Annotated in this window: 21 protein-coding genes; 12 read left to right on the forward strand and 9 right to left on the reverse strand. The window is 69.8% G+C overall.

Annotated features, from left to right (window positions below):
* Positions 1 to 17: 17 nt before the first annotated feature.
* Positions 18 to 842 carry an oxidoreductase gene (locus ACGFJ2_RS22545; protein ID WP_393471116.1) on the reverse strand — a complete coding sequence of 275 codons (825 nt, stop codon included), beginning with the start codon at positions 840 to 842 and terminating at the stop codon, positions 18 to 20.
* 215 nt (positions 843 to 1,057) lie between these two features.
* Between ACGFJ2_RS22545 and ACGFJ2_RS22550 the strand changes: the two genes are divergently transcribed.
* Positions 1,058 to 1,768, forward strand: a complete 711-nt coding sequence (locus tag ACGFJ2_RS22550) for a helix-turn-helix domain-containing protein (protein ID WP_393471119.1) — start codon at positions 1,058 to 1,060, stop codon at positions 1,766 to 1,768.
* A gap of 14 nt (positions 1,769 to 1,782) precedes the next feature.
* Here ACGFJ2_RS22550 and ACGFJ2_RS22555 read toward each other — a convergent pair whose 3' ends face one another.
* Positions 1,783 to 2,097 (reverse strand): sensory rhodopsin transducer, encoded by a 315-nt coding sequence (locus ACGFJ2_RS22555; protein ID WP_357939434.1) that lies wholly within the window; start codon positions 2,095 to 2,097, stop codon positions 1,783 to 1,785.
* 141 nt (positions 2,098 to 2,238) lie between these two features.
* Between ACGFJ2_RS22555 and ACGFJ2_RS22560 the strand changes: the two genes are divergently transcribed.
* A complete protein-coding gene (locus tag ACGFJ2_RS22560; RefSeq protein WP_393471122.1) occupies positions 2,239 to 3,660 on the forward strand; it encodes a hypothetical protein in 1,422 nt (473 codons plus the stop codon).
* Here the strand turns inward: ACGFJ2_RS22560 and ACGFJ2_RS22565 are convergent, their stop codons facing one another.
* Positions 3,661 to 5,016, reverse strand: a complete 1,356-nt coding sequence (locus ACGFJ2_RS22565; RefSeq protein WP_393471125.1) for an ATP-binding protein — start codon at positions 5,014 to 5,016, stop codon at positions 3,661 to 3,663.
* 252 nt (positions 5,017 to 5,268) lie between these two features.
* On the opposite strand from ACGFJ2_RS22565, the gene ACGFJ2_RS22570 reads away from it, so the two are divergent.
* The 4 genes from ACGFJ2_RS22570 (at position 5,269) to ACGFJ2_RS22585 (ending at position 12,777) form a co-directional block, all read left to right on the forward strand.
* Positions 5,269 to 8,850 (forward strand): hypothetical protein, encoded by a 3,582-nt coding sequence (locus ACGFJ2_RS22570; RefSeq protein WP_393471128.1) that lies wholly within the window; start codon positions 5,269 to 5,271, stop codon positions 8,848 to 8,850.
* 43 nt (positions 8,851 to 8,893) lie between these two features.
* The gene (locus ACGFJ2_RS22575) at positions 8,894 to 9,544 is read left to right on the forward strand and encodes a hypothetical protein (protein WP_393471131.1); all 651 of its coding nucleotides are present in this window, start codon (positions 8,894 to 8,896) and stop codon (positions 9,542 to 9,544) included.
* Complete coding sequence (locus tag ACGFJ2_RS22580; protein WP_393471134.1) at positions 9,544 to 12,222, forward strand: NACHT domain-containing protein; 2,679 nt, start codon at positions 9,544 to 9,546, stop codon at positions 12,220 to 12,222. The genes ACGFJ2_RS22575 and ACGFJ2_RS22580 overlap by 1 nt, the downstream gene beginning before the upstream one ends.
* Positions 12,223 to 12,309: 87 nt before the next feature.
* Positions 12,310 to 12,777, forward strand: coding sequence for a hypothetical protein (locus tag ACGFJ2_RS22585; RefSeq protein WP_357939446.1), 468 nt, complete (start codon positions 12,310 to 12,312; stop codon positions 12,775 to 12,777).
* A gap of 2 nt (positions 12,778 to 12,779) precedes the next feature.
* Here ACGFJ2_RS22585 and ACGFJ2_RS22590 read toward each other — a convergent pair whose 3' ends face one another.
* Both ACGFJ2_RS22590 and ACGFJ2_RS22595 read right to left on the reverse strand, forming a co-directional pair.
* On the reverse strand, positions 12,780 to 14,165 hold the full coding sequence (locus tag ACGFJ2_RS22590) for a serine hydrolase domain-containing protein (protein WP_393471137.1): 1,386 nt from the start codon (positions 14,163 to 14,165) through the stop codon (positions 12,780 to 12,782).
* 5 nt (positions 14,166 to 14,170) lie between these two features.
* On the reverse strand, positions 14,171 to 14,419 hold the full coding sequence (locus tag ACGFJ2_RS22595; protein ID WP_357939449.1) for a hypothetical protein: 249 nt from the start codon (positions 14,417 to 14,419) through the stop codon (positions 14,171 to 14,173).
* A 235-nt stretch (positions 14,420 to 14,654) separates the two neighbouring features.
* Here ACGFJ2_RS22595 and ACGFJ2_RS22600 point away from each other — a divergent pair, with 235 nt between their 5' ends.
* Together ACGFJ2_RS22600 and ACGFJ2_RS22605 are read left to right on the forward strand one after the other, a co-directional pair.
* Positions 14,655 to 15,578 carry a MarR family transcriptional regulator gene (locus ACGFJ2_RS22600; protein WP_393471140.1) on the forward strand — a complete coding sequence of 308 codons (924 nt, stop codon included), beginning with the start codon at positions 14,655 to 14,657 and terminating at the stop codon, positions 15,576 to 15,578.
* Between the two features lie 162 nt (positions 15,579 to 15,740).
* On the forward strand, positions 15,741 to 16,151 hold the full coding sequence (locus ACGFJ2_RS22605; protein WP_393471143.1) for a hypothetical protein: 411 nt from the start codon (positions 15,741 to 15,743) through the stop codon (positions 16,149 to 16,151).
* A gap of 54 nt (positions 16,152 to 16,205) precedes the next feature.
* On the opposite strand, the gene ACGFJ2_RS22610 is transcribed toward ACGFJ2_RS22605, so the two are convergent.
* Entirely contained in the window at positions 16,206 to 17,132 is a 927-nt protein-coding gene (locus tag ACGFJ2_RS22610; RefSeq protein ID WP_393471146.1) for an RNA polymerase sigma-70 factor, read from the reverse strand.
* 223 nt (positions 17,133 to 17,355) lie between these two features.
* Between ACGFJ2_RS22610 and ACGFJ2_RS22615 the strand changes: the two genes are divergently transcribed.
* Positions 17,356 to 18,111, forward strand: a complete 756-nt coding sequence (locus ACGFJ2_RS22615) for an SDR family oxidoreductase (protein WP_393471149.1) — start codon at positions 17,356 to 17,358, stop codon at positions 18,109 to 18,111.
* A gap of 41 nt (positions 18,112 to 18,152) precedes the next feature.
* Here the strand turns inward: ACGFJ2_RS22615 and ACGFJ2_RS22620 are convergent, their stop codons facing one another.
* A complete protein-coding gene (locus ACGFJ2_RS22620) occupies positions 18,153 to 19,019 on the reverse strand; it encodes an AraC family transcriptional regulator (RefSeq protein ID WP_393471152.1) in 867 nt (288 codons plus the stop codon).
* 126 nt (positions 19,020 to 19,145) lie between these two features.
* Between ACGFJ2_RS22620 and ACGFJ2_RS22625 the strand changes: the two genes are divergently transcribed.
* Both ACGFJ2_RS22625 and ACGFJ2_RS22630 read left to right on the forward strand, forming a co-directional pair.
* A complete protein-coding gene (locus ACGFJ2_RS22625) occupies positions 19,146 to 20,111 on the forward strand; it encodes a DMT family transporter (RefSeq protein ID WP_393471155.1) in 966 nt (321 codons plus the stop codon).
* 261 nt (positions 20,112 to 20,372) lie between these two features.
* The gene (locus tag ACGFJ2_RS22630; protein WP_357939463.1) at positions 20,373 to 21,233 is read left to right on the forward strand and encodes a M23 family metallopeptidase; all 861 of its coding nucleotides are present in this window, start codon (positions 20,373 to 20,375) and stop codon (positions 21,231 to 21,233) included.
* A 126-nt stretch (positions 21,234 to 21,359) separates the two neighbouring features.
* On the opposite strand, the gene ACGFJ2_RS22635 is transcribed toward ACGFJ2_RS22630, so the two are convergent.
* Positions 21,360 to 22,223 (reverse strand): EamA family transporter, encoded by an 864-nt coding sequence (locus tag ACGFJ2_RS22635; RefSeq protein WP_393471159.1) that lies wholly within the window; start codon positions 22,221 to 22,223, stop codon positions 21,360 to 21,362.
* 238 nt (positions 22,224 to 22,461) lie between these two features.
* Between ACGFJ2_RS22635 and ACGFJ2_RS22640 the strand changes: the two genes are divergently transcribed.
* The gene (locus ACGFJ2_RS22640) at positions 22,462 to 23,547 is read left to right on the forward strand and encodes a diaminopropionate ammonia-lyase (protein ID WP_393471162.1); all 1,086 of its coding nucleotides are present in this window, start codon (positions 22,462 to 22,464) and stop codon (positions 23,545 to 23,547) included.
* A gap of 9 nt (positions 23,548 to 23,556) precedes the next feature.
* On the opposite strand, the gene ACGFJ2_RS22645 is transcribed toward ACGFJ2_RS22640, so the two are convergent.
* Positions 23,557 to 24,357: a GNAT family N-acetyltransferase gene (locus tag ACGFJ2_RS22645; RefSeq protein ID WP_393471165.1), complete on the reverse strand. Its 801-nt coding sequence runs from the start codon at positions 24,355 to 24,357 to the stop codon at positions 23,557 to 23,559.
* Positions 24,358 to 24,362 lie beyond the last annotated feature (5 nt).

A 24,362-nucleotide genomic window follows, 5' to 3' on the forward strand; every position in this document is an offset into this window, starting at 1 on the left:
TTGAGCTGACGGCCCGATTACTTGAGCGAGCCGGTGACGCGCGCGTCGAATTCGCGGTCCGGGAGGGATCTGTTGAGCTCCAGGAAAGCTTCGGCCTGCCAGCCCACGACGTAGCGGGTTTCCGGCCGGGCCGACTCGACGGCCTGCCGGATCGTCGTCGCGACCACCCCGGGGTCCGAGGCGGGGCTGTCCACGCCTGCCTGCGGCTCGGCCGCCCGTGCCATGGCCTCGGCCATCCGCCGGTAGGCGCCGCTCCCGGAGATCTCCCGCAGTTGCCGCGCGGTCCCGGCCTCGAAGTCGGTCTTGATGATGCCCGGCTGGACGACCACGACGTCGATGCCGAACTGTCCGACCTCCATGCGCAGAGTGTCGGAGAAGGCCTCCAGGGCGTGCTTGGAGGCGTAGTACCAGGCGCCGAGCGGAAGGGCGATCTCGCCGCCGATCGAGGAGACGTTGACGATCGTGCCCGAGCCCCGCGCCCGCATGTGCGGGAGGACGAGCTGGGTCAGCCGGGCCGGCCCGAACAGGTTGACCTCGAACTCGTCTCGCGCCATCGCCATCGGCGTGTCCTCGACCGCGCCGTGGACGACGGCTCCCGCGTTGTTGACCAGGACGTCGATCCGCTCGTGCGCGTCCAGGACGGTACGGACGACCCGCTGGAGGTCCTCTTCCTTGGTCACGTCCATCGGCAAGGCGTGACCGCCCGCTTCGCGGATCGCCTCCATCTGGTGCGCCCGGCGCGCCCCGCCGTACACGACGTGGCCGCCGCGCAGGAGTTCGAGTGCGGTGGCGTGGCCGATGCCGGATGAGGCGCCGGTTACGAGGCATATCTTGGCAGCCATTGTCGGTCCCCTCCACGTGAACGGTCGTCGTTCACATATGAGGAAAGCTACGGATGCGTTCGCGGATTCGGCAAGTTAAGAATCTCGTTTTCCCAGGTCAAAAGGGCGCAATTGGCGAAACGACGGTGCTGGCAAATGCAACAACTCCGTGCTGCGTGTCGCAATCAAGCGGGCCCGGCCGCATACTTGGGCGGGCGCGACAAGCGGGAGGGCGCATGCCAGGAGGCCACCTCACGTACGAGGACCGTCGCAAGATCGCTGAGGGGCTGGTGGAAGGACTCACCTACGCGGAGATCGCCCGTCGCCTGGGACGACCGAGGTCGACCATCGGCCGCGAGATCGCCCGCAACGGAGGCCCGCACGGCTACCGTGCGGCTCGGGCCCAGCAGGCGACCGGACGGCGGGCCCACCGCCGGCCGCACTCGCCGCTGAATACACCGGCCACCGCGGATATCGGCGGGCGTGACCCCCGGGCCGTACAGGAATTCGAGCGGAAACTCGCCGGGGCGATGTCAGGGATCCCGCCGATGGCGGCCAAGGTGATGGTCTGCCTGTTCACCAGCGACAGCGGCGACATGACCGTTGTCGACCTGGTCGAGCGGCTCCGGGTCAGCCCCGCGTCGATCTCCAAGGGGATCGGCTGGCTTGAGGAGGTGGGGCTGGTCAAACGCGAGCGTGACAATCGGCGTGACCGGTACAGCATCGACGTCGACGTCTGGTATCGGGCCTGGTTGGTGGGCATCCGATCGATGACGCTGTGGGCCGACACCGTCCAGGAGGGCGTCGACGTTCTCGGCGTCCAGACCCCGGCCGGCTCCCGGCTCCTGATGGCAAGCCGGTTCTTCCAGGTCCTCAGCAATGACATGACCCAGGCGGCCGAACATTACCGGCAGATCTTCTCCGGCGCCGGGGACGTCAAGGACTGAACCGCCATGGGAGGTCAGGCGGCCGATCGGCGTACATCTGGGTGCGCATGGGTGAGTTGCACGATCACCGGCATGTCCGAGACGACCGCGACCGCGTAGGGGGTGCCGGGGGACAGGGCATCGGAAACCGCCAGGTCGTCCAGGCTCAGGTCGCTGGTGCGCTGCGCGGGCACCGTCGCGCGGTAGGGGCCGAGCGGTTCCTCGCCCGTCGCGCAGAACGTGAGCTCCACGTGGGCGTTCTTGGGGCTGACATTGAACAGGCAGAGCCGGTCGCCCCGAACGCACCCGTCAGTGATCGCCATCTTCCAGTTTCCCACCAATGTGCTCATTTGCGACTCCTGTCCTCTCCTGCGACATTCGTCCAGCTACCCCGACAAGAGCGGATATATCGGATTAAGAGCCGGTGAATGAGGCCAGCGAGGGTCCGCGAGCGTATTGTCGGGGATCATCGGCGGTGTGAAGATCGGGGAATGGCCCCTTCAAAAGCCGTTCTCTCCGCGCTCGCCGTCGCTACTTCCGCATTACTGATCAGCGGAAACGCCGAGGCGGCCGCGGATGTGCCGTTACCCTCGGCGATCTTCCGCGCCACGCACAACAGCTACTCGGGCAACGTCAGCGGCGCCAAGAACTCGATCGCCTACCAACTCGACCACGGCATTCGCTTCCTCGAACTCGACATCCACGACAACGGTTACGCCACCTCGCACGACTACTCCGTCGGCCACGACTCTCCCGGCAACCAGGTCGACCACAACGGAAACCCCGCCTCGAACCTCCTGCGCGACTGGCTCGGCGTGATCAACACCTGGTCCGCGCAGCATCCCACCGCCGCACCGATCGTCGTCGCGCTCGACATCAAGGACGACCTGACCGACAACACCTCGTACGCCGCCGGCAACCTGGCCGCGCTCAACCAGGAGCTCACCTCCGTCTTCGGCTCGCGGCTGTTCTGGGCCAAGGACTACCCGGCGAGCCCGCCGTCGGTGGACACGTTGCGCGGCCGGGTGCTCCCCGTGATCTCCGGCGACGGCACGACCCGCGCCCAGTACAAACGCGACGTCGGCTACCACCCGGCCGTCGCGATCAACGGCCGCGGTCAGGTCGTCGAGGTGCACGACTCGGGCGCGGGCGCGCTCTGGTACTGGAGCGGCACGTACGGCGCCGACGGCCGCGTGACCTGGTTACGCCACGGCAAGTACGACAACGGCGTCACCCCGTCCGTCGCGCTGAACGACAACGGCGACCTGGTCGAGGTCCACCAGTCCCAGACCGCGACCACCCTCTGGTACCGCGTCGGCCGCCTCGACGCCGGCGGCGAGATCACCTGGTCGGCCAGCCACCAGTATGACAACGGCGTCCTGCCGACGGTCAGGTTCACCGACGCGGCGGGCACCCAGCTACGCGAGATCCACCGCAGTCAGAGCAACAGCCAGAACTGGGACTGGGACGGCGTGCTCGACGCCGCCGCGGCGACGGTCTCCTGGAGCGGCAACGCCAAGACCTCCGACGCCCGCTACGACGCGACCACCTCGACCAGCGGCTCGTCGCGCGTGCACGTGTGGACCGGCGCCGACGGCCCGACCCCGGCCCAGACCCTGCGCCTGGACACCGACAGGGTCGCCGGCGAGCGCATCCGCTACCAGCAGACCGCCTTCGACGAGTTCCAGAAGGGCGACAGCGCGGAGCTCCAGCAGGGCGCGCTGTTCTACGCGGCGTCGGCCGGCGAGTCCTCGTTCATCACCGCGGCCCGGCAGGCGGGACGGCTCGTACGCGGCTGGGACTTCGACTCCGAAGACGACGCCACCGACCCACTGGCCAACTATCCGGCGTCCAACCACCCGTACGACACCTGGTACCAGGACCTCCTCACCCGCTCGGGCGCCGTCGAGTAGTCAAGCGGAATTGGCCCGCGCGGCCTCACACGGCGTTCGGCGAAGCAGGGCCGAGACGTGGTCGCGCACCAGATCATGGAAGCGGTACCGGCAGGGTGCGGGCTCCTGCAAGAGGTGGACGTCCAGCAGCTGGTCCAGCTGCCGCCTCGCCCGCACCACTGTCGTGTGCTGCATGGCCGCGGCCTCGTCGACCCCGAACTCGGTACCGGCCTGTGACCCCAGCACCCGGTACACGCGTCGCTGATCCTCCGAAAGCCGCTGATAGGACAGATCCAGGGCGGCGGTGACGCTGTGCCGCCCGGTCGTCAGCTCGGACAGCCGATCGTCGTTCAACCGGTCGAGCAGATGCCGCACGCCCCACGTCGGACGTGCCCGCAGCCGGACGGCGGCGATGTGGATGGCGAGCGGGAGCCGCCCACACCGCTCCGCGGTCTCCGTCAGCACGCCCGCCGGCGCGTCCGCGACATGCTCCCGCCCGACCATGCGGGTGAACAGGGCGACCGCCTCCTCCAGCGGCAGGACGTCCAACGACAAGGTTCGCGTGTCGTCCAGGCCGATCAGCCGGCGGCGGCTGGTGACGATCAGCAGGCAGCCCGGTCCGGCGGGCAGCAGCGGGCGGACCTGGTCCTCGTCGGCGGCGTTGTCCAGCACGATCAGGACTTCGCGGTCGGCCACGACACTGCGATACAGCGCCGCGCGGTCATCGATATGCCCGGGTATGCGGTCATCAGGGATGCCAAGTGCGTGGAGCATGCGGGCGAGCGCGTCACGTGGATCGACGGGGGTCGTTTCCCGGGTATGTCCGTGGAGGTTCACGAACAGCTGACCGTCGGGAAACCGAGAGCTGAGCAGGTGGGCGGCATGAACGGCCAGCGCCGTCTTTCCGACTCCGGCCATGCCGTCAATGGCGATGACCGTCGCCGTGTTCGCATTCTGATAATCCGACAAAGCCGTCAGTTCATGCTTTCGGCCAACAAACGCCGCAACATCGGCCGGTAGCTCTCGCGGAATGGTCACCGCTGCCGGCGCTGGGCAGGTCTCTTCCGGTTCACCGCGTTCAGGGGAAGCCGACGGGCCGCGAGCGACGACGGCCAGCATCGCGCGCTCCTCGCTGTCCAGCTCCAGCGCCTCCGCCAGCAGCAGGATCGAGGTGATGCGCGGCTGCTGAAGCACGTTGTGCTCCAACCGGCGGACGGTCCGAACGTTGAGGCCGGTACGTTGGGCCAGCTGCTCCTGGGTCAGCAACGCCCGCCCCCGCCATCGGCGCAGCAGCGCCCCCAAAGACAACTCGGCCTCGGGACACCGTATGACTTCCGTCGGTAGGGAAGTGGTCAACCGAACGTGATTGTCGTTCATCGATTTGTGCTCCTATCCAGGGAGCCGCCCCGTTTTCTCTCGCCGCCCCTGGTCGGCGAGATCCCCATGTACATCGAAAGCGCTTTCCAGCTGTTCCCGCCACTGTTGGACGAAAGCGAACGGAATCGGACGGCCTTGAGACGGATGAGACGATCGCGACCTGCGGTTATCTCCAGGGCTCGGCCGCGATCGATACCTTCGCGGTTTGAATAGAATTGATGAGCATCGCGGCAATTAGCCAGAATGAAGGCCATGAGCGACGGGGACGAGGGCGGCAACCGCCAAGCCCAGGTGCTGTCACCGTCCGACGACGGGGGCGAGGTATGCCCCTACCAAGGACTTGTGCCGTTCGAGAGGGAGAAGACCGAGTTCTTCTTCGGCCGCGCGCGGGCCACGCGCAGCCTCGTCGACCGCCTGGGCGCGCGCCTGGACGGGCACGGGACCGTCCTGCTGGTCTCGGGTGCCTCGGGTGTGGGCAAGTCGTCGCTGTTGCGGGCGGGGCTGCTGCCGGCGCTGGCCCAGGAGATGCTGCCGGTCGCCGGCTCGCGGCATTGGCCGCGCCTGCTCATCACGCCGACCTCGACGCCGCTGCGGGCACTCGCCGAAGAATGGGCGAAGTCGTTCGGCGAGCACGTCGAAACGGTGTACGAGCAGCTGCGCGACGATCCAGGACGGATGGCGCCTCTCCCGGCGGGCGGCCGTCTCATCCTGGTGGTCGACCAGTTCGAGGAACTGTTCACCCTGGTGAGCGACGAGCAGGAGCGCCAGGTGTTCGTCAGGGCGCTGCACGCCCTGGCCGAAGGCCCGCGGGGCGCCGGAGTGATCGTCGGCGTACGCGCGGACTACTGGGACCGCTGCGCGGCCTATCCGCAGTTGGCCGAGGCCATCCAGGACGGTCAGGTCATCGTCGAGCCGATGTCGGAGTCGGACCTCCGGCTGGCCATCACCGGTCCCGCGGCCGCCGTGGGCCTGGAGATCGAGCCCGGTCTGGTGGAGACCATCCTCGGCGAGTTACGCGTCGACCAGGCCGCCGGGGACGGCTACGAGGCCGGCGCCCTGCCCCTGCTCTCGCAGGCGCTGCGCAACACCTGGGAGAGACGTGAGCACGGCCGGCTGACCGTCCGGGGGTACGAGGAGTCCGGCCGGGTCCGCGACTCCGTACAGCGCACGGCCGACGAGATCCTCGACCGGCTGTCGGCGGAGGACCGCAAGACCGCCCTCAGACTCTTCCGGCGCATGACACTGATCACCGCGGGCGGGCGGGTGGCCCGGCGCAGAGCGACGCTGACCGAGATCCACGCCGCCGCGTCGGCACTGTCGGCGGATCGGCGCGGGCAGGTGACGGCGCTGCTGTCCGCGTTCGCCGATCAGCGCCTGCTCACCCTGTACGAAGACACCGTCGAGATCGCCCATGACGCGCTCCTGATCGCCTGGCCGACCCTGCGCCAATGGCTCGAACCCGACTTCACCGCGCAGACGGTGTACGACAGCCTCATCGACGACGCCGCCCAATGGCGCGAGCACCACCGCGACCCCGCCTTCCTCTACCGGGGCGCCCGGCTGCTGGCGGTTCAGGACAGCCGGCACCGCTGGGACCGCGACCCTGACAGCTTTCCACCCCCCGGCCCGGCCGCCGAGGGCTTCGTCGCGGCATCGACGCGGGCGGCACGACGTACCGGCCGCCGTCGCCGGCTGGTCATGGCCGGTCTCGCGGCGCTGTCGATCCTCGCTCTCATCGCGGCCGGCGCCGCCGTCAACGCCGCGAACGAGGCCGATGTGCAACGCGGGGTGGCGCTCTCCCGCCAGGTAGCGGCGCAGAGCGAGATCACCGGCGACGTCCCCCTGTCCTCGCTGCTGGCCGTGGCGGCGTGGCGGATCGCCGACACCGACGAGGCGCGCAACCGCGTGCTGGTCGCGGCGACGCGTACCGGCCGGGGGACTCTCACCGGGCACACGAGAGGCGTCACGGACCTGGCGTTCAGCCCCGACGGTTCGTTCATCGTGACCGGAAGCGACGACGGCACCGCGCGGTTCTGGGACGTGGCGAGTCGGCGGCAGCTCGGCGCCCCGATCACCCGCCCGAAGTACGAGTGCTCAGCCGTCAAGCTGGCACTGAGCCCCGACGGGCGTACGCTGGCCACGGCGTGTCTCGACACCGTCCGGTTCTACGACGTGGCCACCCGTCGCGACCTGGGCGCCCCGCTGGATCACGAGGAGGTCGTGTCGGCGCTCGCGTACAACCCGGACGGGAAGACCCTCGTGACCGGCGACTTCAGAGGCGTCGTCCGGCAGTGGGACGCGACCACGCACCGTCCGCACGGGACTCCCCTTGGCCGCGCCGACTACGGACAGGACCTCTCGTCCATCATCAGGGCGGTGGCGTTCAGCCCGGACGGAAAGACGCTGGCCGTCGCGAAAAAGAAGAGCGCACAGCTTTGGGACATCGCCACCTCCCGCCGGCTCGGCGCCCCGCTCGCCGGGCACACCGACACCATCACCAATCTCGCCTTCAGCCCCGACAGCACGGCCCTCGCGACCGTGAGCTGGGACCACACCGCCCGGCTGTGGAAGGTGGCCACGCGGAAGCAGACAGGTGTGCTCAGCGACCGCCGTACCGCTTTCAACGCGATCGCCTTCAGCCCGGACGGCACCCGGCTCGCCACCGCCGGAGACACCGGCCGCACCGTCCTGTGGGACACGGCCAGCCGCCAGCAGCTGACCGCGCTCGCCGACAATGGCATGGGTGTCGAGCGCGTGGCGTTCAGCCCGGACGGGAAGCTGCTCGCCGCCGCCAGCGACGACGGCGTCGTACGGCTGGCCGACCCCCAGATCCACTTGCAGGTCGGGACCTCGATGCCCGCACAGGCCGCCGTCGCGCTCAGCCCGGACGGACGGATCCTGGCCGCCGGCGTGGCCGACCAGATGGACCCCGCGATCCAGCTGTGGGACGTGGCCACCCAGCGTCGCCTCGGCCCGCCGCTGCGTCCCCGGGGCGCGCGCCGTTCCGTGTACACGATCGAATTCACCCGCGACGGGCGGACGCTCCTGACGTCAAGCTCGGACGGCCTGCGGCTCTGGGACGTCGCGAGCCGCCGCGAGATCGCCCATGAGGCGACGCTCAAGGGCCTGGCCAGGCTCAGCCCGGACGGCAGGTACGTCGCCGTCCAGGCGGACAAAGCCATCGCGTTCTGGGACCTCGCGAGCCGCCGGGAGACCGGGCCGCGCATCAGCGTCCCCGACCACACCGACGTGATCACGGCGATGGCGATCAGCCCCGACGGCTCGACCCTGGCGACCTCGGGCTACGACGACCAGGTTCGGCTCTTCGACGTGGCCACCCGCCGCCAGATCGCGGGCTCGCCGCCCCCGGCCGCCGGCGGGTTCGTCAACGATCTGGCGTTCAGCCCCGACGGGCAGGCGCTGGCACTCACGGCCGCCGACTCCAGCGTGCGGTTCTGGGACGTGGTGCGGCACCGCACGCTCGGCATCGCCCTGATCGCCGAGGACGGCGCGATCAACACCTTCGCCTTCAGCCCGGACGGACAGATCCTCGCCACCGGCTCCGCCGACGTGGTGCGGCTGTGGGACGTGCGGAGCCACCGGCAGCTGAGCACCCCGTTGACCGGCCACACCCGCGCCGTGACCGCGATCACCTACAGCCGGGACGGGACGACCATCGCCACGGTGGCCGGTGACGGGACCGCGCGGCTGTGGAACGTCCGCCTGCCCGCCGACCCGGTGGCCGCGGCGTGCGCCAACGCGGGCCGCACCCTCACCCGCGACGAATGGGCGAGCTACGTACGGGGGGAGGCCTACCGGCAGACGTGTCCATGACCCAGGGAATCCCACTGGAATCCACCACGGAGAGAGAGCGAGCATGTTCCTGCGAGGCTTCCGGCGACGGACGGGTAAGCCCGTCCCGGAACTGGCCGCGTTGTTCCGCTCGATCGTCGCAGAAGGCCGGGACTTCCACCCGATGGCGTCCGACTTCCTGGAACACTTCATGGACGGCGCCGGTGCGTCCAGGACGATGTCCCTGCGCTGGCTGCGCTCGTTCAAAGTGATCAAGAAGGCCGAGCGCAAGAACCAGAACCGGTTCGAGCGGCAGCTCGTACGAGAGGCGAAAGTGTTGCGCGACGGCGCGTCGACCTGGCTGCACGATTACTGGGACGCCCGGATCAACGCGTTCATCGGCACGGAGCTCTTCTACGTCAGCCGGATGAGCCTGCTGCGCTCGCAGGGCTCGTTCGTCCTGACCCGGGCCGGGCTGGAGGTGCGGATGTCGGGCACGGTCCGCCATCACTGGTTCGATCCCTATGACTGGGACCGCGGCCGATGGGTCTACATCCCCCGGCACGGGTTCGTGCCCATCGCGGTCGGCCGGGAGCTGGTGGAGTCCGACGAGGCGCGCGACTTCCTGATGGAGTCACGTCATGTCCAGACACTGGCGGGCACCTACCTGGACGGCCGATGGCCCCGGCGCGGCAGCACGAGGTTCGAGTGGTCGCTGGTGAGGACGAAGCACTGATGGCCGCGGACCACCCCCGTCCACCCGATCCCACCGAGGCCGGCAGCGCCCCGGACTTCGTCCGGTCGCTGGTCCGGCTCAAACGGTGGGCGGGCGAGCCGTCGCTGAGCAGGCTGCGCTCTCTCGGCGGCCAGACGGTGACCTCGGACGGAGCCACGATCGACGCGCTGCCCAAGAGCACGACCTCGCATGTTCTCCGGCAGACCGACAGGCTGCCGCGGTGGGACTTCGTGAAGGCGTTCGTCACCGCCTGCTTCCGTTACTGCGATTATCCGGCCGAGCTGATCCCCGGCGAGCTCGAACGCTGGCGGGTGGCCAGGACCGCCTTGGCCGGGCCGGTCCCCCGTACACCGCCCGCCTCGGATATGGAGCGGCGGACGTCGCCGACGATCGAGCCGCAGGCGGTGGACCCGGCAGAGGTGATGGCGGCGGAGGTGTCCGCGGCGGTCGCGGCGGAGGCGATGGCGGCCGAGGCGTTCGCGATGGTCGCGGCGGAGGCGGTCGCGGCGGTCTCGGTGGGCGGCGCGGTCCAGATCGCGGCGACCGACGCGGAGACCACCGACCGTCCCGGGCGCGACCACGCCGCCGAGCTCCTGGCGCGGCGAGTGGCCCGGGAGGAGGACAGAGCACGAAAGGGGCTGCTCGGCGGCTACACCATCGCACCGGTCTCCTTCGGCCCGTACGAGGACCCGATCCACCTGGACGACGCCGGCGGCGAGATGAAGGACGGCCCGCGGTCGATCGGCCGCTTCTTCACCGCCCTGCACCCGCGGCGCCTGCTGATCGTGGGCGAGTCGGGAGCGGGCAAGACGGTGCTCGCCATAGAGCTGGTGCTGCAACTGCTGGAGCCTTTCCTGACCGGCGGCGAACGCCCCGGCCACCCACAGATGGTCCCGGTACGCCTGGACGCCGCCCGATGGACCTTGGGCAGCCCGTTCGAGCCATGGCTGGCCGAACAGCTGGCGCACGACTTCGGGCTCACGGCCAAGGACGCGGAGCGGCTGGTACGGGACCGCCGGGTTCTGCCGGTGCTGGACGGGCTCGACGAGCTGGACCCCGAGCCGTCCGTGGGCCCGCCGCGCCGGGCGATCGGCCTGCTGACCGAGCTCAACCGGTACAGCGACCTTTCCGGCCGGCGGCCGGGGGCGGTCGTCGTGACCTGCCGGGCCGCCCGCCACGCCGAGCTGTCCCTGGTCCGCGCCGGGCTCGACAACGCCACCAGGATCCATCTGTACGACCTGACCATCGAGCAGATCAACGCCTACCTGCGCACCCGCTGGCCGGACGGCCATCCCTGCGACATCCACCGCGACGGCCTGCACGCCGCGCTGTCCGGACCCACCGGGAGGGCCGTGCACGCCGCCCTGGCCACGCCGTGGCGCCTGTTGCTGACCGTGACCGCGGTGGAGTCCGGCGCCGATCCGGACGAACTGCTCCGCGTCGACCAGGACCCCGACACGCGTTCGGCGGCGGCGCGGATCGCCCGCAGGCTGCTCGGCGCGTATGTCCCGGCGGCGACCGCACTGGCGCCACGCGCCGCCCACGGCACTCCGTACCGTCCTGAACAGGTGCGGTCCTGGCTGGAGAACCTGGCCGCCCACCTGCGGTGGCAGGCCGCCCGTACCGCCGAGACGGATCGGCCGCCGCCCGGCATGACGCCGATCGACATCGTGCCGCACCTGCTGTGGCCGATCGGCGGCGAGCGCCGGGTACGGGCGGTGCACTGCCTGTGCTGTGTGATCTTCGCCGTCGTCGCCATGCTGGCGTTCTGGGCGGGGTCGGCGGTCGACCGGACCGGTGACCCGCGCGACTGGCTCGGAGAGGGGCTCACCTTGTCGCTCATGGCGGGCTGGGTGGTCATCGCCACCGGCCTGTCGATGTCGCAGTGGCCGACCGCCGCCGGTGGGCGGGCCAACGTCCCTCGGCGGCGACGCGTGATCGGCGGCCTGTTCGGCGCCCTGGCGGGCGGCCCGGTCGGTGCGCTCTGCGGCCTGACCGGGCTCGTGCTGACCGAAGGCATGGTCTTCGGTCCCGTGTTCGCCATCGCGGCGGGGGCGGCCGGGGGCGCGGTGTTCGGCGCGGTCATCGGATTGACCGCCGCCGCCCGGCAGGGCGAGCGCATGACCATATCCGAGGCGGTCCGCGCCGAGCCGGTCACCCTGCTGGGCTTCGGACTGTGCGGCGCGCTGACCGGATTGCCGCCGCTGCGCCTGGCCGGCGCCGGTCCGGTGGCACTGACCGCGGAGATCATCGGGGCCTTCGTCCTGGCCTTCGCGCTCGGGGTCCTCTTCAAGATCACCACTGGCGGATGGAGCGAGGACGCGGAGCTGGCCCACCCGCGAGAGGCGCTTCACCGCAACCCGATGATCGGAGTGGCCTTCGGGCTCACCGGGGGTGTCGCGGCCTTCCTCGTATTCGTCATGAACCAGGGCGTCGTCCAGTCGCTGGTTTGCGCGCTCATCGGTGGGGTGACCTTCGGCCTCGCCTTCGGCGCGGTCGCCTGGTCCCGTACCATGATCGGCTTGATCATCGCGGCCGCGCGCGGGGTGCTCCCGTTGCGGCTGTGGACCTTCCTCGACTGGGCCTGCGAGGCACGGCTGCTGCGCGTCAGTGGCGCCACCTACCAATTCCGGCACCGCGAACTCCAAGACTTCCTGACACCGCCCGAGCCTGACTGACCCGTCGGAAGCTGGCGCGACGTAGGGTCCAGGACAGCAGCCACTTCACGGCCGACCGCGTCGGTCCTGGCGGAGATGGGAGCCTTCATGACCGTCACTCCGGCGCAGCTGCGCGCCCTCGCGAGTCGCGCCGAGGCGCTCACCGCGGAGGTACGCGCGCTCTGCGGCACCGCCCTGAACGGATCACCGGAACGCGAGCACCTCGCCGGCGCATGGCAGGCCGCGGACTGGCTGGCCCGAGGCGCCGAGGATCTCCAGCAGGCGGCCGCGGACCTGGCCAGACTCCAGGACCAGCCGTGCGGCCTGCCGTGGGGCGTCTGCCCCGAGCACGGCAACACCCTGTCCGCCAGCGGGGGCGTCTCCACGTGCCGGGTCTGCCGTCGCTCCTGGACCGGCGACCTGCTCGGCCAGCCATGCCGGGAGCCGAGGACGTGGAAGGTGATCGACCGGGCCGGGACGGAGACGAGGATGTGCGACGGGCACGTTCTCGGTGCCCGCGCCGCCGCCGCGGGCGCCACCTTCATCCGCCTCGACGAGGCGGCCGCGCAGATGTGACGCTATTGCCGGGCTCGTGGATTCACCCGGCAATTGGTGTGGAGATACTGGGCCACGCCATTCTTGAAGTCGTAGATCGCGACGGTCTGGGTGTCTTCCAGGGGATCGTCGGAAGGCATCAAGAAGTGCGTGTCACTTACCGGCAGCAGCTCGTACGTGACGCGTTCTGGTTTGCCGAGAAAGCTCGCCTCCATGGGGTTCAGGGCGAAGGTGAGCGAGAGCTTTCCGTCCTCGGCCGTCACCTCGTAGTGGGTGCCGAGCCGCCCGTACGTGCCCTCGTACCTGGACAGGTCGAGGTTCCGCGAAGGGTCGGGTTTCGGCAGCTCCGGGATCGTGACCGCGCCGAGCTCGGCCAGGATGACGTTGAACACCTTCTTGTAGAAGCTGTCTCGCGGTCCCGCGTTGGCCAGCATCGAGATCGCGACATTCGAGTCCGGGAGAATGCGCAGCCGAGCGTTCTGGCCGATGGTGCTGCCGTCGTGGGCGTAGACGGTCTCGCCGTGCCAGTCGCACACGATGAGCCCGAGAGCCCACTCCGGGCCGTACATATAGGGGTCGGGAATGGGGACGCGAGATTCCATCATCTCGCGGATGATCTCGGGCGCGGCGATACGGGTGCCGTTCGGTGCCTTTCCCTCGTTGAGGAAGACGTGTGCCATCGTGAGCACTTCCCGCGCCGTCGAGTTCACGTTGCCGCCGGGGCCGAAGGAACGCGGCAGATGCTCCACCGGTGAAACGATGGGGCCCTCGTCAACGGACCGGATGATGTGGCCCGTCGCGGCCCGGTTTGGGGCCACCTGCTCGTGCCAACTGGTCGTGGAGGTCAATCCCAGAGGGCCGAAGAGACGATCCCGCATGATGTCGTCCCACTTCTTCCCGTCGATCACCTCCATGACGCGGGCGAGGATCGCGTAACCCAGGGCCGCGCTGTAACCATGGGTATGTCCGAGGGGGTGAACCTGGGGGGCGCCGGTGATGTTCGCGATCATGCGTTCATATACGTCGTCGTCTTCGCCCGGGTCGCCGTAGTCCTCCTCGATGCCGTTCGTGTGGTTCAGGAGGTGGCGGGGCGTGACTTCGGCGCTCACCTCCGGGTCGGCGACCCGGAAATCGCGAAGATAAGTCCGCACCGGCTCGTCCAGGCCGACTTTTCCCTCATCGACGAGCTGCATGAAAGCGAGAGCGGTCCATGTCTTGGACAGGGAACCGCACTGGTAAATGGTGTCGGTCGTCGCGGGTTCTCGCGTCGACAGCTCCTTGACGCCCAAGGCGAAGTCGGTGATCTCCCCGTCTTGGAGAATGCCGATCGCGACGCTCGGGACCTGGTATTCGGCGAGGAGCTCGGCCGTTCGAGCCTTGATCCGCGTGATGTCCAGCCCTTTCGCCATGGGGCCTACTTCGGGAGGCCGACCGCGTTGGCGGCGTCGGCCTCGAAGTATTCGGTGGTGGCGAAGGAGCCGGCGTACTCCTCGAAGAAGCCCTTAACGCCGTCGATCGAGTCGTGCACGATGACGTTCACCGCCTTGGTCCCGTCGGTGCTCGACACCGCCAGGGTCCACTTCGCCCCCTTGGGCAGCCTGCCGTGCGCCTTCTTCAGCGAGCCCCAGAACCTGTCCCCGTCGGAGATCGTGGAAACCGCCATCACATGCATGCTCGTGTCCTCTCCCGAATGTTTCCGAATGAACAAAGGCTACGTTGCATTCGATTTTCAGTCAACGCTTGGCGAAGCTAATAATCGCATTGACCTGCATATATGGGTGATAATCGTTGCAACAGCCTTGTGGGGAAATGCAATATCGACCGGTCTCGTCGTTGCAATGTCCTGTCGATGAAAGCACACTGGACCCCGCGGACCGTTCACGACAGGAGAGGCGCCGATGCCCGGAGGCAGGCTGACCCATCAGGATCGCCGGCGGATCGCGAGCTGGCTGGCCGAAGGGCTGGGCTACGCCGAGATTGCCAGGCGGCTCGGCAGGCCGACCTCCACGATCAGCCGCGAGGTGGCGCGCAACGGCACGTCCGGCGACTACCTGCCGGACCGCGCCCAGCAGGTCGCCGCACGGCGCGCCCGCCGAGCCAGGCCACCTCAGGCGGGGGAGCCGCCCGAGGAGCAGCCGACCGAGGCGGCGCGCGGCTTCGTGGACCGGTTCGCGGCCCTGCTGGCCGCGACCGGCCTGCCGCGGATGGCCGCCCGGGTGTTCGTCTGCCTGCTCACCTCTGACGGTGGGAGCCTGACGGCCGCCGATCTCGTACGCCTGCTCCAGGTCAGCCCGGCGTCGGTGTCCAAGGCCATCGGCTACCTGGAGGCCATGGACCTGGTCGGGCGCGAACCGGATCCCGGCGGGCGGCGCGAGCGCTACGTCGTCGACGACGACACCTGGCTCCGGGCGTGGCGGACCGACACCGGGGCGCACGCCGAAATCGCGCGGGCCGCGCAGCGCGGAGTCGCCCTCTTCGGCGCCGACTCGCCCGCCGGGACCCGGCTGGGCCAGATGGGCCAGTTCTTCGACTGGCTCAGTGGCGAGATGAGCGGCAGCCGCCTGGCCGACATCGTCATGGGCGATGCGCTGACGGTGCTCGCCGCGCTGGTGTACGCCGCTCGGCCGCTCACCGTGGACGAACTGGTCAGGGCGTTGGGACTGCCTGTGAGCCGGGTCGCCGACGCCCTGGCCGCGATCGAAGAGCACTCGGTCATCGCCGACCCGCTCGCGCTGCTGCGCACGGAGCCCGGCACGTACACCGTCACCACCAGATCGGACCGCCTGAGCCCGGCGCAACGCGCGGCACTCGCGCCCGGCTGAGCTCGTCGGCCAGGAGATCATCTTTACCGTGTCGCAACGTCACTCTACGTGTCGAAAAACTACAGTGAGTGCTGGCTCTGGACCGGCTGGAAGATCGTCATCTGGCCTGATGAGAAGCCCTGTTCCCGTACAGTCAGTCCCTTTCTCGAAAAGAGAACCAGCATGCCGCGCATCAAGAAGACCGCTATGGCCGTTGCCGTGACCCTGACCTCCTGCGTCGGCGCGCTCGGCGCCTTCGCCGTCCCGGCGCTGGCCGACCTCGGCGGCGCCTCCGGCCCGGGTGTCCGCGCCGCCGCCATCGTCAACGCCAACGGCTTCGTCGTCCGCTCCAAGGGCGTCACCGGGGTCCGCAAGATCGCCACCGGCCAGTACTGCATCCGGCTCGACGCCGACATCAACGCCGCCAGCACCGTCCCGGTCGCCACCACCCAGTGGACGGGCTCGCCCTGGGACTCCAGCATCTTCGTCCGTCCCGACGGCAACATCGTCTGCGGGGACTCGCGCGACATCTTCGTCGGCACCGGTAGCGCGTCCGGCGCCCGCGACACCGGCTTCCACGTGATCATCCCCTGACCGAAACCGTCCTTGAGCGGCCGACCGGTTCGCCGCCTGGGCGAACCGGTCCCCTTACGACGGAGCGGACACGGCGGTGATCTTGGCCGGGTTCATCATCCACAGCACCTGGTCGATGCCCTGCTCCGAGGCGTTGACCGTGAGGACGGCGAACACCTCCCCGTCGCGGCTCAGCAGCGCGGCGCTCTGCCCGTTCGCGCTCGCGTACGCCACGTCGACCCCGATCCAGAAGTGGCTCGCGAACGCCCTGAGGTACTTCGCCACCCGCGACGCCCCCACCACGGGAAAGCGGGAGGCGCGCACGGCTCCGCCGCCATCGGAGTAGCTGATCACGTCCAGGGCGAAAAGCTCTTCCAGCGCCGTCATGTCGCCGGCGCGGGCGGCGGCGACGAAGGCCGTCAGCAGTTTGCGTTGTTCGGCTTTGGCCACGGGAGTACGTCGTTCGACGAGCACATGCTTGCGCGCCCTGCTGACCAGCTGCCGTACGGCCGGCTCGTTGAGCCGGATGATGTCGGCGATCTGCCGGTACGGATAGTCGAAGGCCTCCCGCAGCACGTACGCCGCCCGTTCGGTGGGAGTGAGCCGCTCCAGGAGCAGCAGCACCGCGAACTCCAGGGCCTCACCGCGCTCGGCGCCGAGGTGCGGATCGGCGCTGGTGTCGACGGGTTCGGGCAGCCACGGGCCGACGTAGGTCTCCCGGCGGGCGCGCGCGGACTGGGCGGCGTTGAGGGCCAGCCGGGTGATCGTCGTCGCCAGGAACGCGGCCGGATTGTCCACCGTGGCGCGGTCGTACGCCTGCCAGCGCAGCCAGACGTCCTGCACCAGGTCCTCGGCTTCGGTGGCGCTCCCCAGCATCCGGTACGCGATCCCGAACAGGCGCGGCCGCACGCCGGCGAAGACCACCGCGGCCTGCTCAAGATCCTCCGGATCGCCCGATTCGGTGTCCGCCACTCCCATCGCCCCCGCCGAGACCTTTCGCACCGGGATGTGTTTCCACCGACCGTACTCTGCGATCCACCTGGCCTGCGGAACCACCCCACGGTAATGGCGTCCTTTGCCGGTCGGCGTGGGCGAGAAGAGACGGCGAGGGGAAGGAGGGCTCTGGGAAAGATTTCGCCGGGGCTGTCACAGGCCGAGAGGGTGCCCTGTCTTAGCTCGCGGACCGGCTGGCACATGGACGCCCCGGCGGGCAGGAAGGCTCTTCATGAAGATCGTGGTAATCGGCGGGACCGGCCTGATCGGGTCGAAGCTCGTGACGAAGCTGAGAGAACACGGCCACGAGGCGGTGGCGGCCTCGCCGAACACCGGCGTCAACACGCTCACCGGCGAAGGTCTGGACGAGGTGCTGACCGACGCGGCCGTGGTGGTCGACGTGTCGAACTCGCCGTCGTTCGAGCGGGCCGCGGTGATGGAGTTCTTCGAGACCTCCACCCGCAACCTGCTCGCCGCAGAGGCGGCGGCCGGTGTCGACCACCACGTCGCGCTGTCGGTCGTGGGCACCGAGCGGATGCCGGACAACGGCTACTTCGCCGCGAAGATCGCCCAGGAGCAGCTGATCGAGAAGTCGGGGATTCCGTTCTCGATCGTGCACGCGACGCAGTTCTTCGAGTTCGTCCGCGGCATCGCCGACGAGGCCACGGACGGCGACCAGGTACGGATCGCGCCCGTGCTGTTCCAGCCCATGGCGGGCGAAGACGTCGCCGAGGCGATCGGCCGCGTCGCGGTGGGCTCACCGCTGAACCGCCGGATGGAGATCGCCGGGCCGGAGCAGTCGCGGATGGATGAGTTCTTCCGCGACGCCCTGGCCGCTTGGGGCGACCCGCGTACGGTGGTCACCGACCCGCACGCGCGTTACTTCGGCACCGAGCCGGGCGAGCGGACGCTGGTCCCCGCCGACGGCGCCAGCCTCGGCCGAATCCGCTACCGCGACTGGCTGAGCCAGAACGCCACCGGAAAGTAGATCTACGCAGGCGGAGCCACCAATTCGGCGTCGACAGAACCTCAGGCTCTCGCCAGGCGGTATTGGGCGGGCGTGACGCCGTATGAGCGAGTGAACCAACGAGTCAGATGGGCCTGGTCGGTGAATCCGACCTCGCTCGCGACCCGGGCCGCGCGCCGCCCCCGGGCGAGCAGGCGGCGAGCGGCCCGCAGGCGCAGTTGGCGCTGGTAGTCGCTGGGCGCCAGCCCGTACGTCGTGCGGAAGGCCCGATAGACGGCGTACCGGCTGGAGCCGGTCCAGGCCGCGAGGTCGTCGGCGTTGATCGGCTCGGTGTAGCAGTCGTCGATCAGCTCGCGGGCCTTCGCGGCGAGATACGCGGCAGTGGCCGCGCGGAGGGTGGCGGGTGGTTCGGGGGGTCTGCGCGCGGCGAGGCGGACAAGGGCGGCGATCGTGCCGGAGAGCAGTTCGTCGCGCTCGAGCGGGTCGGCGCCGCCCAGCAGCGCGGTGTGCAGGTCGCGTAGCCGCGTCGCCAGGGCGGGAGAGTTGAGGACCGGGCTGGCGAACAGCGGCAATCCGGCGGGGCGCTGCGTCACGTCGGTGAGGACGCCGGTGATCAGCTCCTGGCCGATGTGCACGATCCGATAGGTGAACCCCAGCTCGTGGGCCGCATGCCCGTCGTGGACCTCGTCGGGGTTGAACACCATGACCATCCCGGCCGCGCTCGTATGCCCGGCGCCGCGGCAGGTGAAGGTCTGCGCGCCCTGCTCGGTGACACCGAAGGAGTAGGTCTCGTGGCTGTGGCGGTGATAGCGGTGGCTGAGGAAGCGCGCGTACATGGCCTCCAGCGGCATCTCGGCCGAGCGCCAATAGCTGGTCCATTCCCGGGCCGGGTGGCCCCTGCCGGTCATCTCGTCATCACCTCGTTCCATGTGCGTACGACTCGCGGCGCACGAGCGTACAAGACCGGCCCATCGCCTGAAGCACAGGATGGTCGCTGCTGTCGCGCCCGCCTCCTCGATCCTCGGGCGCGGAAAGACGCGTTGCGGAGGTTCCCCATGGCAGACACGGAAACGAGTGGCGCGGGCCGAACCCAGCCCTACCTACTGCTGGCCACGACGATGCTGTTGTGGGGAAGCGGCTTCAGCAGCTCCAAGGTGATCGTGGATCACCTGCCTCACTCCGTGGTCGCGACGTTGCGTTTCGGCGGTGGAGCTCTGGCACTCCTGGTCGCCCTGCGGTTGTCCCGGCAACTCGGTGGTGCCCGCCGGCGGTCGTCGCCACGGGACTGGGCACGGGCCGCCGGGGCGGGCGTGATCGGGGTTTTCGCCTACAACCTGTTCTTCTTCTGGGGGCTGTCACTCGCGCCGTCGATCGACGGAAGCAGCATCGTCCCGGTCATGAGTCCCGTGCTGACCACCGCCTTTCTGCTGATCACCCGGCAGGAGAACGCGTCAGTGGCGCGGGTGGCCGGGTTGGCGACCGGAGCGGTCGGCGCGCTGATCTTCTTCGCGGGTTCGGCCGGAGCCGCGGGCGCGGGCCAGGCCCGGCTCATCGGTGATCTGCTGTTCCTGCTCAGCGCCGGCTGCTGGGCGGCGTTCACGCTGTCCGGTCGCCGCGTTCTGGCCGGCATCGAGCCGCTCAAGGCGACGACGTACGCGACGCTGAGCGGGGCGGTGCTGCTGGCGATCTACAGCGCGCCGGCGGCCACGGAGGTCGCCTGGCAGGATGTGCCCGCCTACGTCTGGCTGAACGTCGTCTTCGTGGCGCTCGGCCCGACCGCCGTGGCGAACCTGCTCTACTACCGGGGCATTCACGCCGTGGGTCCCGCGTCGGCGTCCATCATGATGTTCGTCGTGCCCGTCGTCGGGACCGCGTGCTCGGCCGTGTTCCTGGGTGAGTCCTTCGATACGGTGCAGGCCACAGGAGCGGCCGTGCTCCTCGTCGGCGCGGTCCTCGCCGTCACCCAGGGCAGGTTCCGGGCGCGGCGACCCGACACCGCCGCTCGGCAACCCACCTCGTAATCGCTATGCGGGGCATATGCGAGTGATATGCGGGCCCTCGATTACCTTCTTGCTTCGGGTTCGCCCTAAAGGCGGCCCTCCCTTCCGATAGAACGGGATCACCATGCCGCCAACGTAGCGCTGTCCCCACAGGGCTCTTGGCATCAGGCAACTGGGCGCCTAACCGTATCCCCCCCATACGCACCTGTTCAGAGAGAAGTGAGCATGCTCGCAATCGGCAGGCCGACCTGGCCGAAGACGCTGAAACTTGCCGTCCTTGCCGTGTCAGTCACTTTCGCGGCGGCAGCGCTGATCCCCCAGGCCGCCTCGGCACAGAGCACCAGCGCCCTGGCCGTGTCCCACAAGAGCCCGTTCAACTGTGGGAAGACCTTCTACGCCAACAACTGGACCCCCACGCACAACCCGTCGGGCTCCATCGACTGGCAGAACTACGGAAGCGACGCCATCAACGGTGAGACCGTACGGGCCACCGCCGCGGGCACCGCGACCTTCCACGACGAGGGAAACACCAGCTACGGCAAGTGGGTGGAGATCCGTCACAGCGACGGCACCAGAACCCGGTACGCCCACCTCTCGTCCATGGTGAAGGCGGCCGGCGGCTCGCTGAGCGTCGGCCAGGGCACCACGATCGGGACCGTCGGCTCGACGGGTGGCTCCAACGCTCCGCACCTGCACTACGAACAGCGGACCTCCAGCGGCGCGATGGACACCAGCCCGACCGTTGAGGGCGTGACCGTGTCCTTGGGCCAGAAGAAGGCCATCAAGAGCACCAACGGTTGCGGCGGTGGCGGCAACCCCGGCAACCCCAACACCCCCGAGAGCGTCTGCGGCGCCGGGTTCACGGTCATCGACTCTGCCGCTCTGACGGGTGGCCGCGCGTACCTGCTGTACAACTCGGGCAACGGCAGCAACTGCGTCGTGACGCTGAAGACGACGAACCTCGGCAAGGGGTCGGCGGTGTCGGCGTTCCTGGAGCCGCAAGGGGCGAGCAGGAAGACCGACTCGGGCAGCTTCGACTACTACGCGGGACCGGTCAAGCTTGCCGCTTCCGGAAAGTGCGTCAAGTGGGGCGGCTCGGTCGGCAGCAGCACGTACACCAGCGGCTTCGAGCACTGCGACTGACCTGATGCTCGGTCGCTGAGGCGTTCTGGCGAAGGCCACTACCCGATCATGGGTAGTGGCCTTTGACGTGCGGCGGGGCGTTCGCGGAGGGTACGCACGGCAGCCGCCAGCGCCACACGTGGCGGCTCAACCGGCGGCGAAGGCGCCGACGGAGGCCGCGCACAACAGCAGCCCCGCGGCGTGCGCCAGGCTGGTCCGCTCCCGCAGCACCAGGGCGGCCAGGGCGACCGTGAAAGCAGGGTAGAGGGAGGTGATGACGGCGGAGACGGTGAGCGTCGCCTCGCGGGTGGACAGGAAGTACAGAACGGTCGCGCCCACCCCCAGGACCCCAGTCCAAACCGCCGCCCATGGCACCCGCGCCGCGCCGGTGGTGCGGGCCGCCCGCCCCTGCCGGCCTCGACGGCTGGCCAGCGCGTAGACGGCCAGGACCACGACGGCGGACAGTTGGCTCGCGGCCACCGGCCACAGGCCAGCTGCGTCCCCGGCCCGGCCAAGGCAGACGAACAGGGCGGCGAAACCGAGCCCGGCCAGCAGCCCTTCGGCCACCCCAGCACCACCTGCGCTGTCACCGCCGCGCTTGCCCGGCTGCGCGGCGACCAGCCAGATCCCGGGGATGGCCAAGGCGACGCCGAGGACCGCGAGCGCCGTGAACTCCCCGCCGGACAGCAGATCGACCGGAATGGGCAGACCGGCCGCGCCGACGGCCGACAGCGGCCCGGCCACGTTCATCCGTCCCCGGGAAAGGCCACGGTAGAGGGCCAGTGTCCCGACCGCCCCACCGAGCCCGGCGCCGATCCCCCATCCGATCGCGCCCATGCTGAGCTGGGCGCTGACGGCAAGGGCGGCGGCCAGGCCACCGATCGCGGCGGCGGACTGCCCGACGAGCCCGACCAGCGCGTAGTGGGTACGACGCGACAGCAGCCCGCCGAGGAAATCCGAGGCGCCGTACAGGGCGGCGGCGGCCAGGGCGAGCAGAACCGCCGTCGGCATCAGTGCTCACCGCCCGACGCGGTAGCGAGGTGGCACGCGTCCGGGCTCGTCAAAGCGCTGTCCACGATGGTCTGTCCTCTCTCAGGAGTCATAAGGAGTACATGAGCCATGCTCCCGGCAGATTGGACGGCTGGACAGGACCGATTCCAGTCTGCGACAGAGGTCCGATTTCCGCATTCGCTGGACCGATGGTTGACGCGGGCCACAGGCTGAGGACGTGCTAGATGACGCTTCTTCCATGACGACCCTGCCGTGGTTCGCCCGGCCCGCCGCCCGGTCCTGGACCTGCGCGCCCGCCCCTGCCGGGGTGCGGGACTTCCACGCCGCCTTGCCCGGCTACGCACCCACCCCACTGACCGAACTTCCCTCCCTGGCTACCGAGTTGGCGGTCGGCCGGGTGTTCGTCAAGGACGAGTCGTCCCGCCTCGGGCTGCCGGCCTTCAAGGTGCTGGGCGCTTCCTGGGCGGTGCACCGGGCCCTGGCGGAGCGTACCGCCGCGGAGCCCGTCACGCTGGTCAGCGCCACCGACGGCAACCACGGCCGCGCCGTGGCCAGGACGGCGCGGCTGCTCGGCCGGCGCGCGCACATCTTCGTCCCCCGGGGTGTCCATCCGGACGCCGTGGCGGCCATAGCCGCCGAGGGGGCGGAGATCACCCGGGTTCCGGGCTCGTACGACGACGCCGTACACCAGGCGGCCGAGGCGGCCACCACCGCCGCCGACGCGATCCTGATCCAGGACACCGCCTGGCCCGGCTACGAGACGATCCCGGGCTGGATCGTCGAGGGCTACTCCACGCTCTGCGTGGAAATCGACGAGCAGCTCGCCGCCGCGGGAGCCACGGCGCCCGGGCTCGTCGCCGTCCCGGTGGGCGTCGGCTCCCTGGCCCAAGCCGTGGTCACCCACTACCGCGGCCGTCCGCCCGTACCGGCGCCGGCCTTGCTGTCGGTCGAGCCGGAAGCCGCGGCCTGCGTCATCGAGAGCCTCACCCGTGGCGAAGCCGTCAGCGTCACCACCGGCCCAACCGCCATGGCCGGGCTGAACTGCGGCACCCCGTCCAGCATCGCCTGGCCCTACCTGAACGGCGGGCTGGACGCCGCGGTCGCCATCACTGACGCCGCGGCCGCTCGCGCGGCCGGTGACCTGGTGGAACTCGGTGTTTCAGCGGGCCCGTGCGGGGCCGCCGCGCTCGCCGGTGTCCGCGCGGTGCTCGCCGGGGAGGGCGCCGACGAGCGTCGTGTGACGCTCGGGCTCGGTCCGACCTCGGTGGTCGTCCTGCTCAGCACCGAGGGTACGGCCGCCAACCCGCACGGGGCCTGTCCTTGAACCTGCGATTCAGCCGAGGTCCGGATGGGGGACGTAGCGGTCCGGTTGGATCAGGTCGAGGCCGGCGTCGTCGGCCATCAAGGTGTCCATGTCCGCGATGCGCCAGCCGGCGCCGAGCAGCGTGGGCACAAGGGGATGCGTCCCCGGGACCGCGATCTGGGCGGTGCGCGCCCGGGTGGCGGCGAGGGCGCCGAACACCGCGTCCGCGCAGGCTTGTGGGGAGGTCCCGCCGCCCGGGCCGATGACGACATCGTGGCCGGTCCGGCGGGCAGCGGCGTAACCTCGGTCCGTCGCGTACACAGTGACGTCCGGCAGGGCGGCGTACCAGGCAAGGGTGGCCCGCCGTAGCCCTCCGGAGGCGCGGGCGTCCAGCTCCGCGATGTCGTCCGCATCCGTTCGCCGCACCGGTGGCGTGGGCAGTCCCGCCGTCGGCCCGGTCAGGTAGAGCAGCGGGACCCAGGGACGCAGTCCGTGCCGGATATACAGGGCCATGGCGCGCGGATCGGACGAGGCGAAAGTCACTTTCGGCCCGTTTTCGGAGAGCAACTCCGTGAGCATGGTCCGGCCCACCCCTGAGGACTGATGCTCGGGCAGTACGAACAGATCGCCCAGGTGGGTGAGGGGGCCACGTCGGAGTGTGCCACCGAAGCCGAGCCCTCCACCGGCCTCGTCCGCGGCGAAGAGGAGCGTGCCGAAAGAGCGCTCGGCGTCGAGGAAATCGGGTGTCCCAGACCATCCGGCCAGCAGGCCGAACCTCTTGGCGACCTTCCGTACGGCGGGCATGTCCTCGGCTGTCGCGGCTCGAATCACATGTC

It is taken from the genome of Nonomuraea sp. NPDC049028 (assembly GCF_043197735.1).
Classification (GTDB): domain Bacteria; phylum Actinomycetota; class Actinomycetes; order Streptosporangiales; family Streptosporangiaceae; genus Nonomuraea.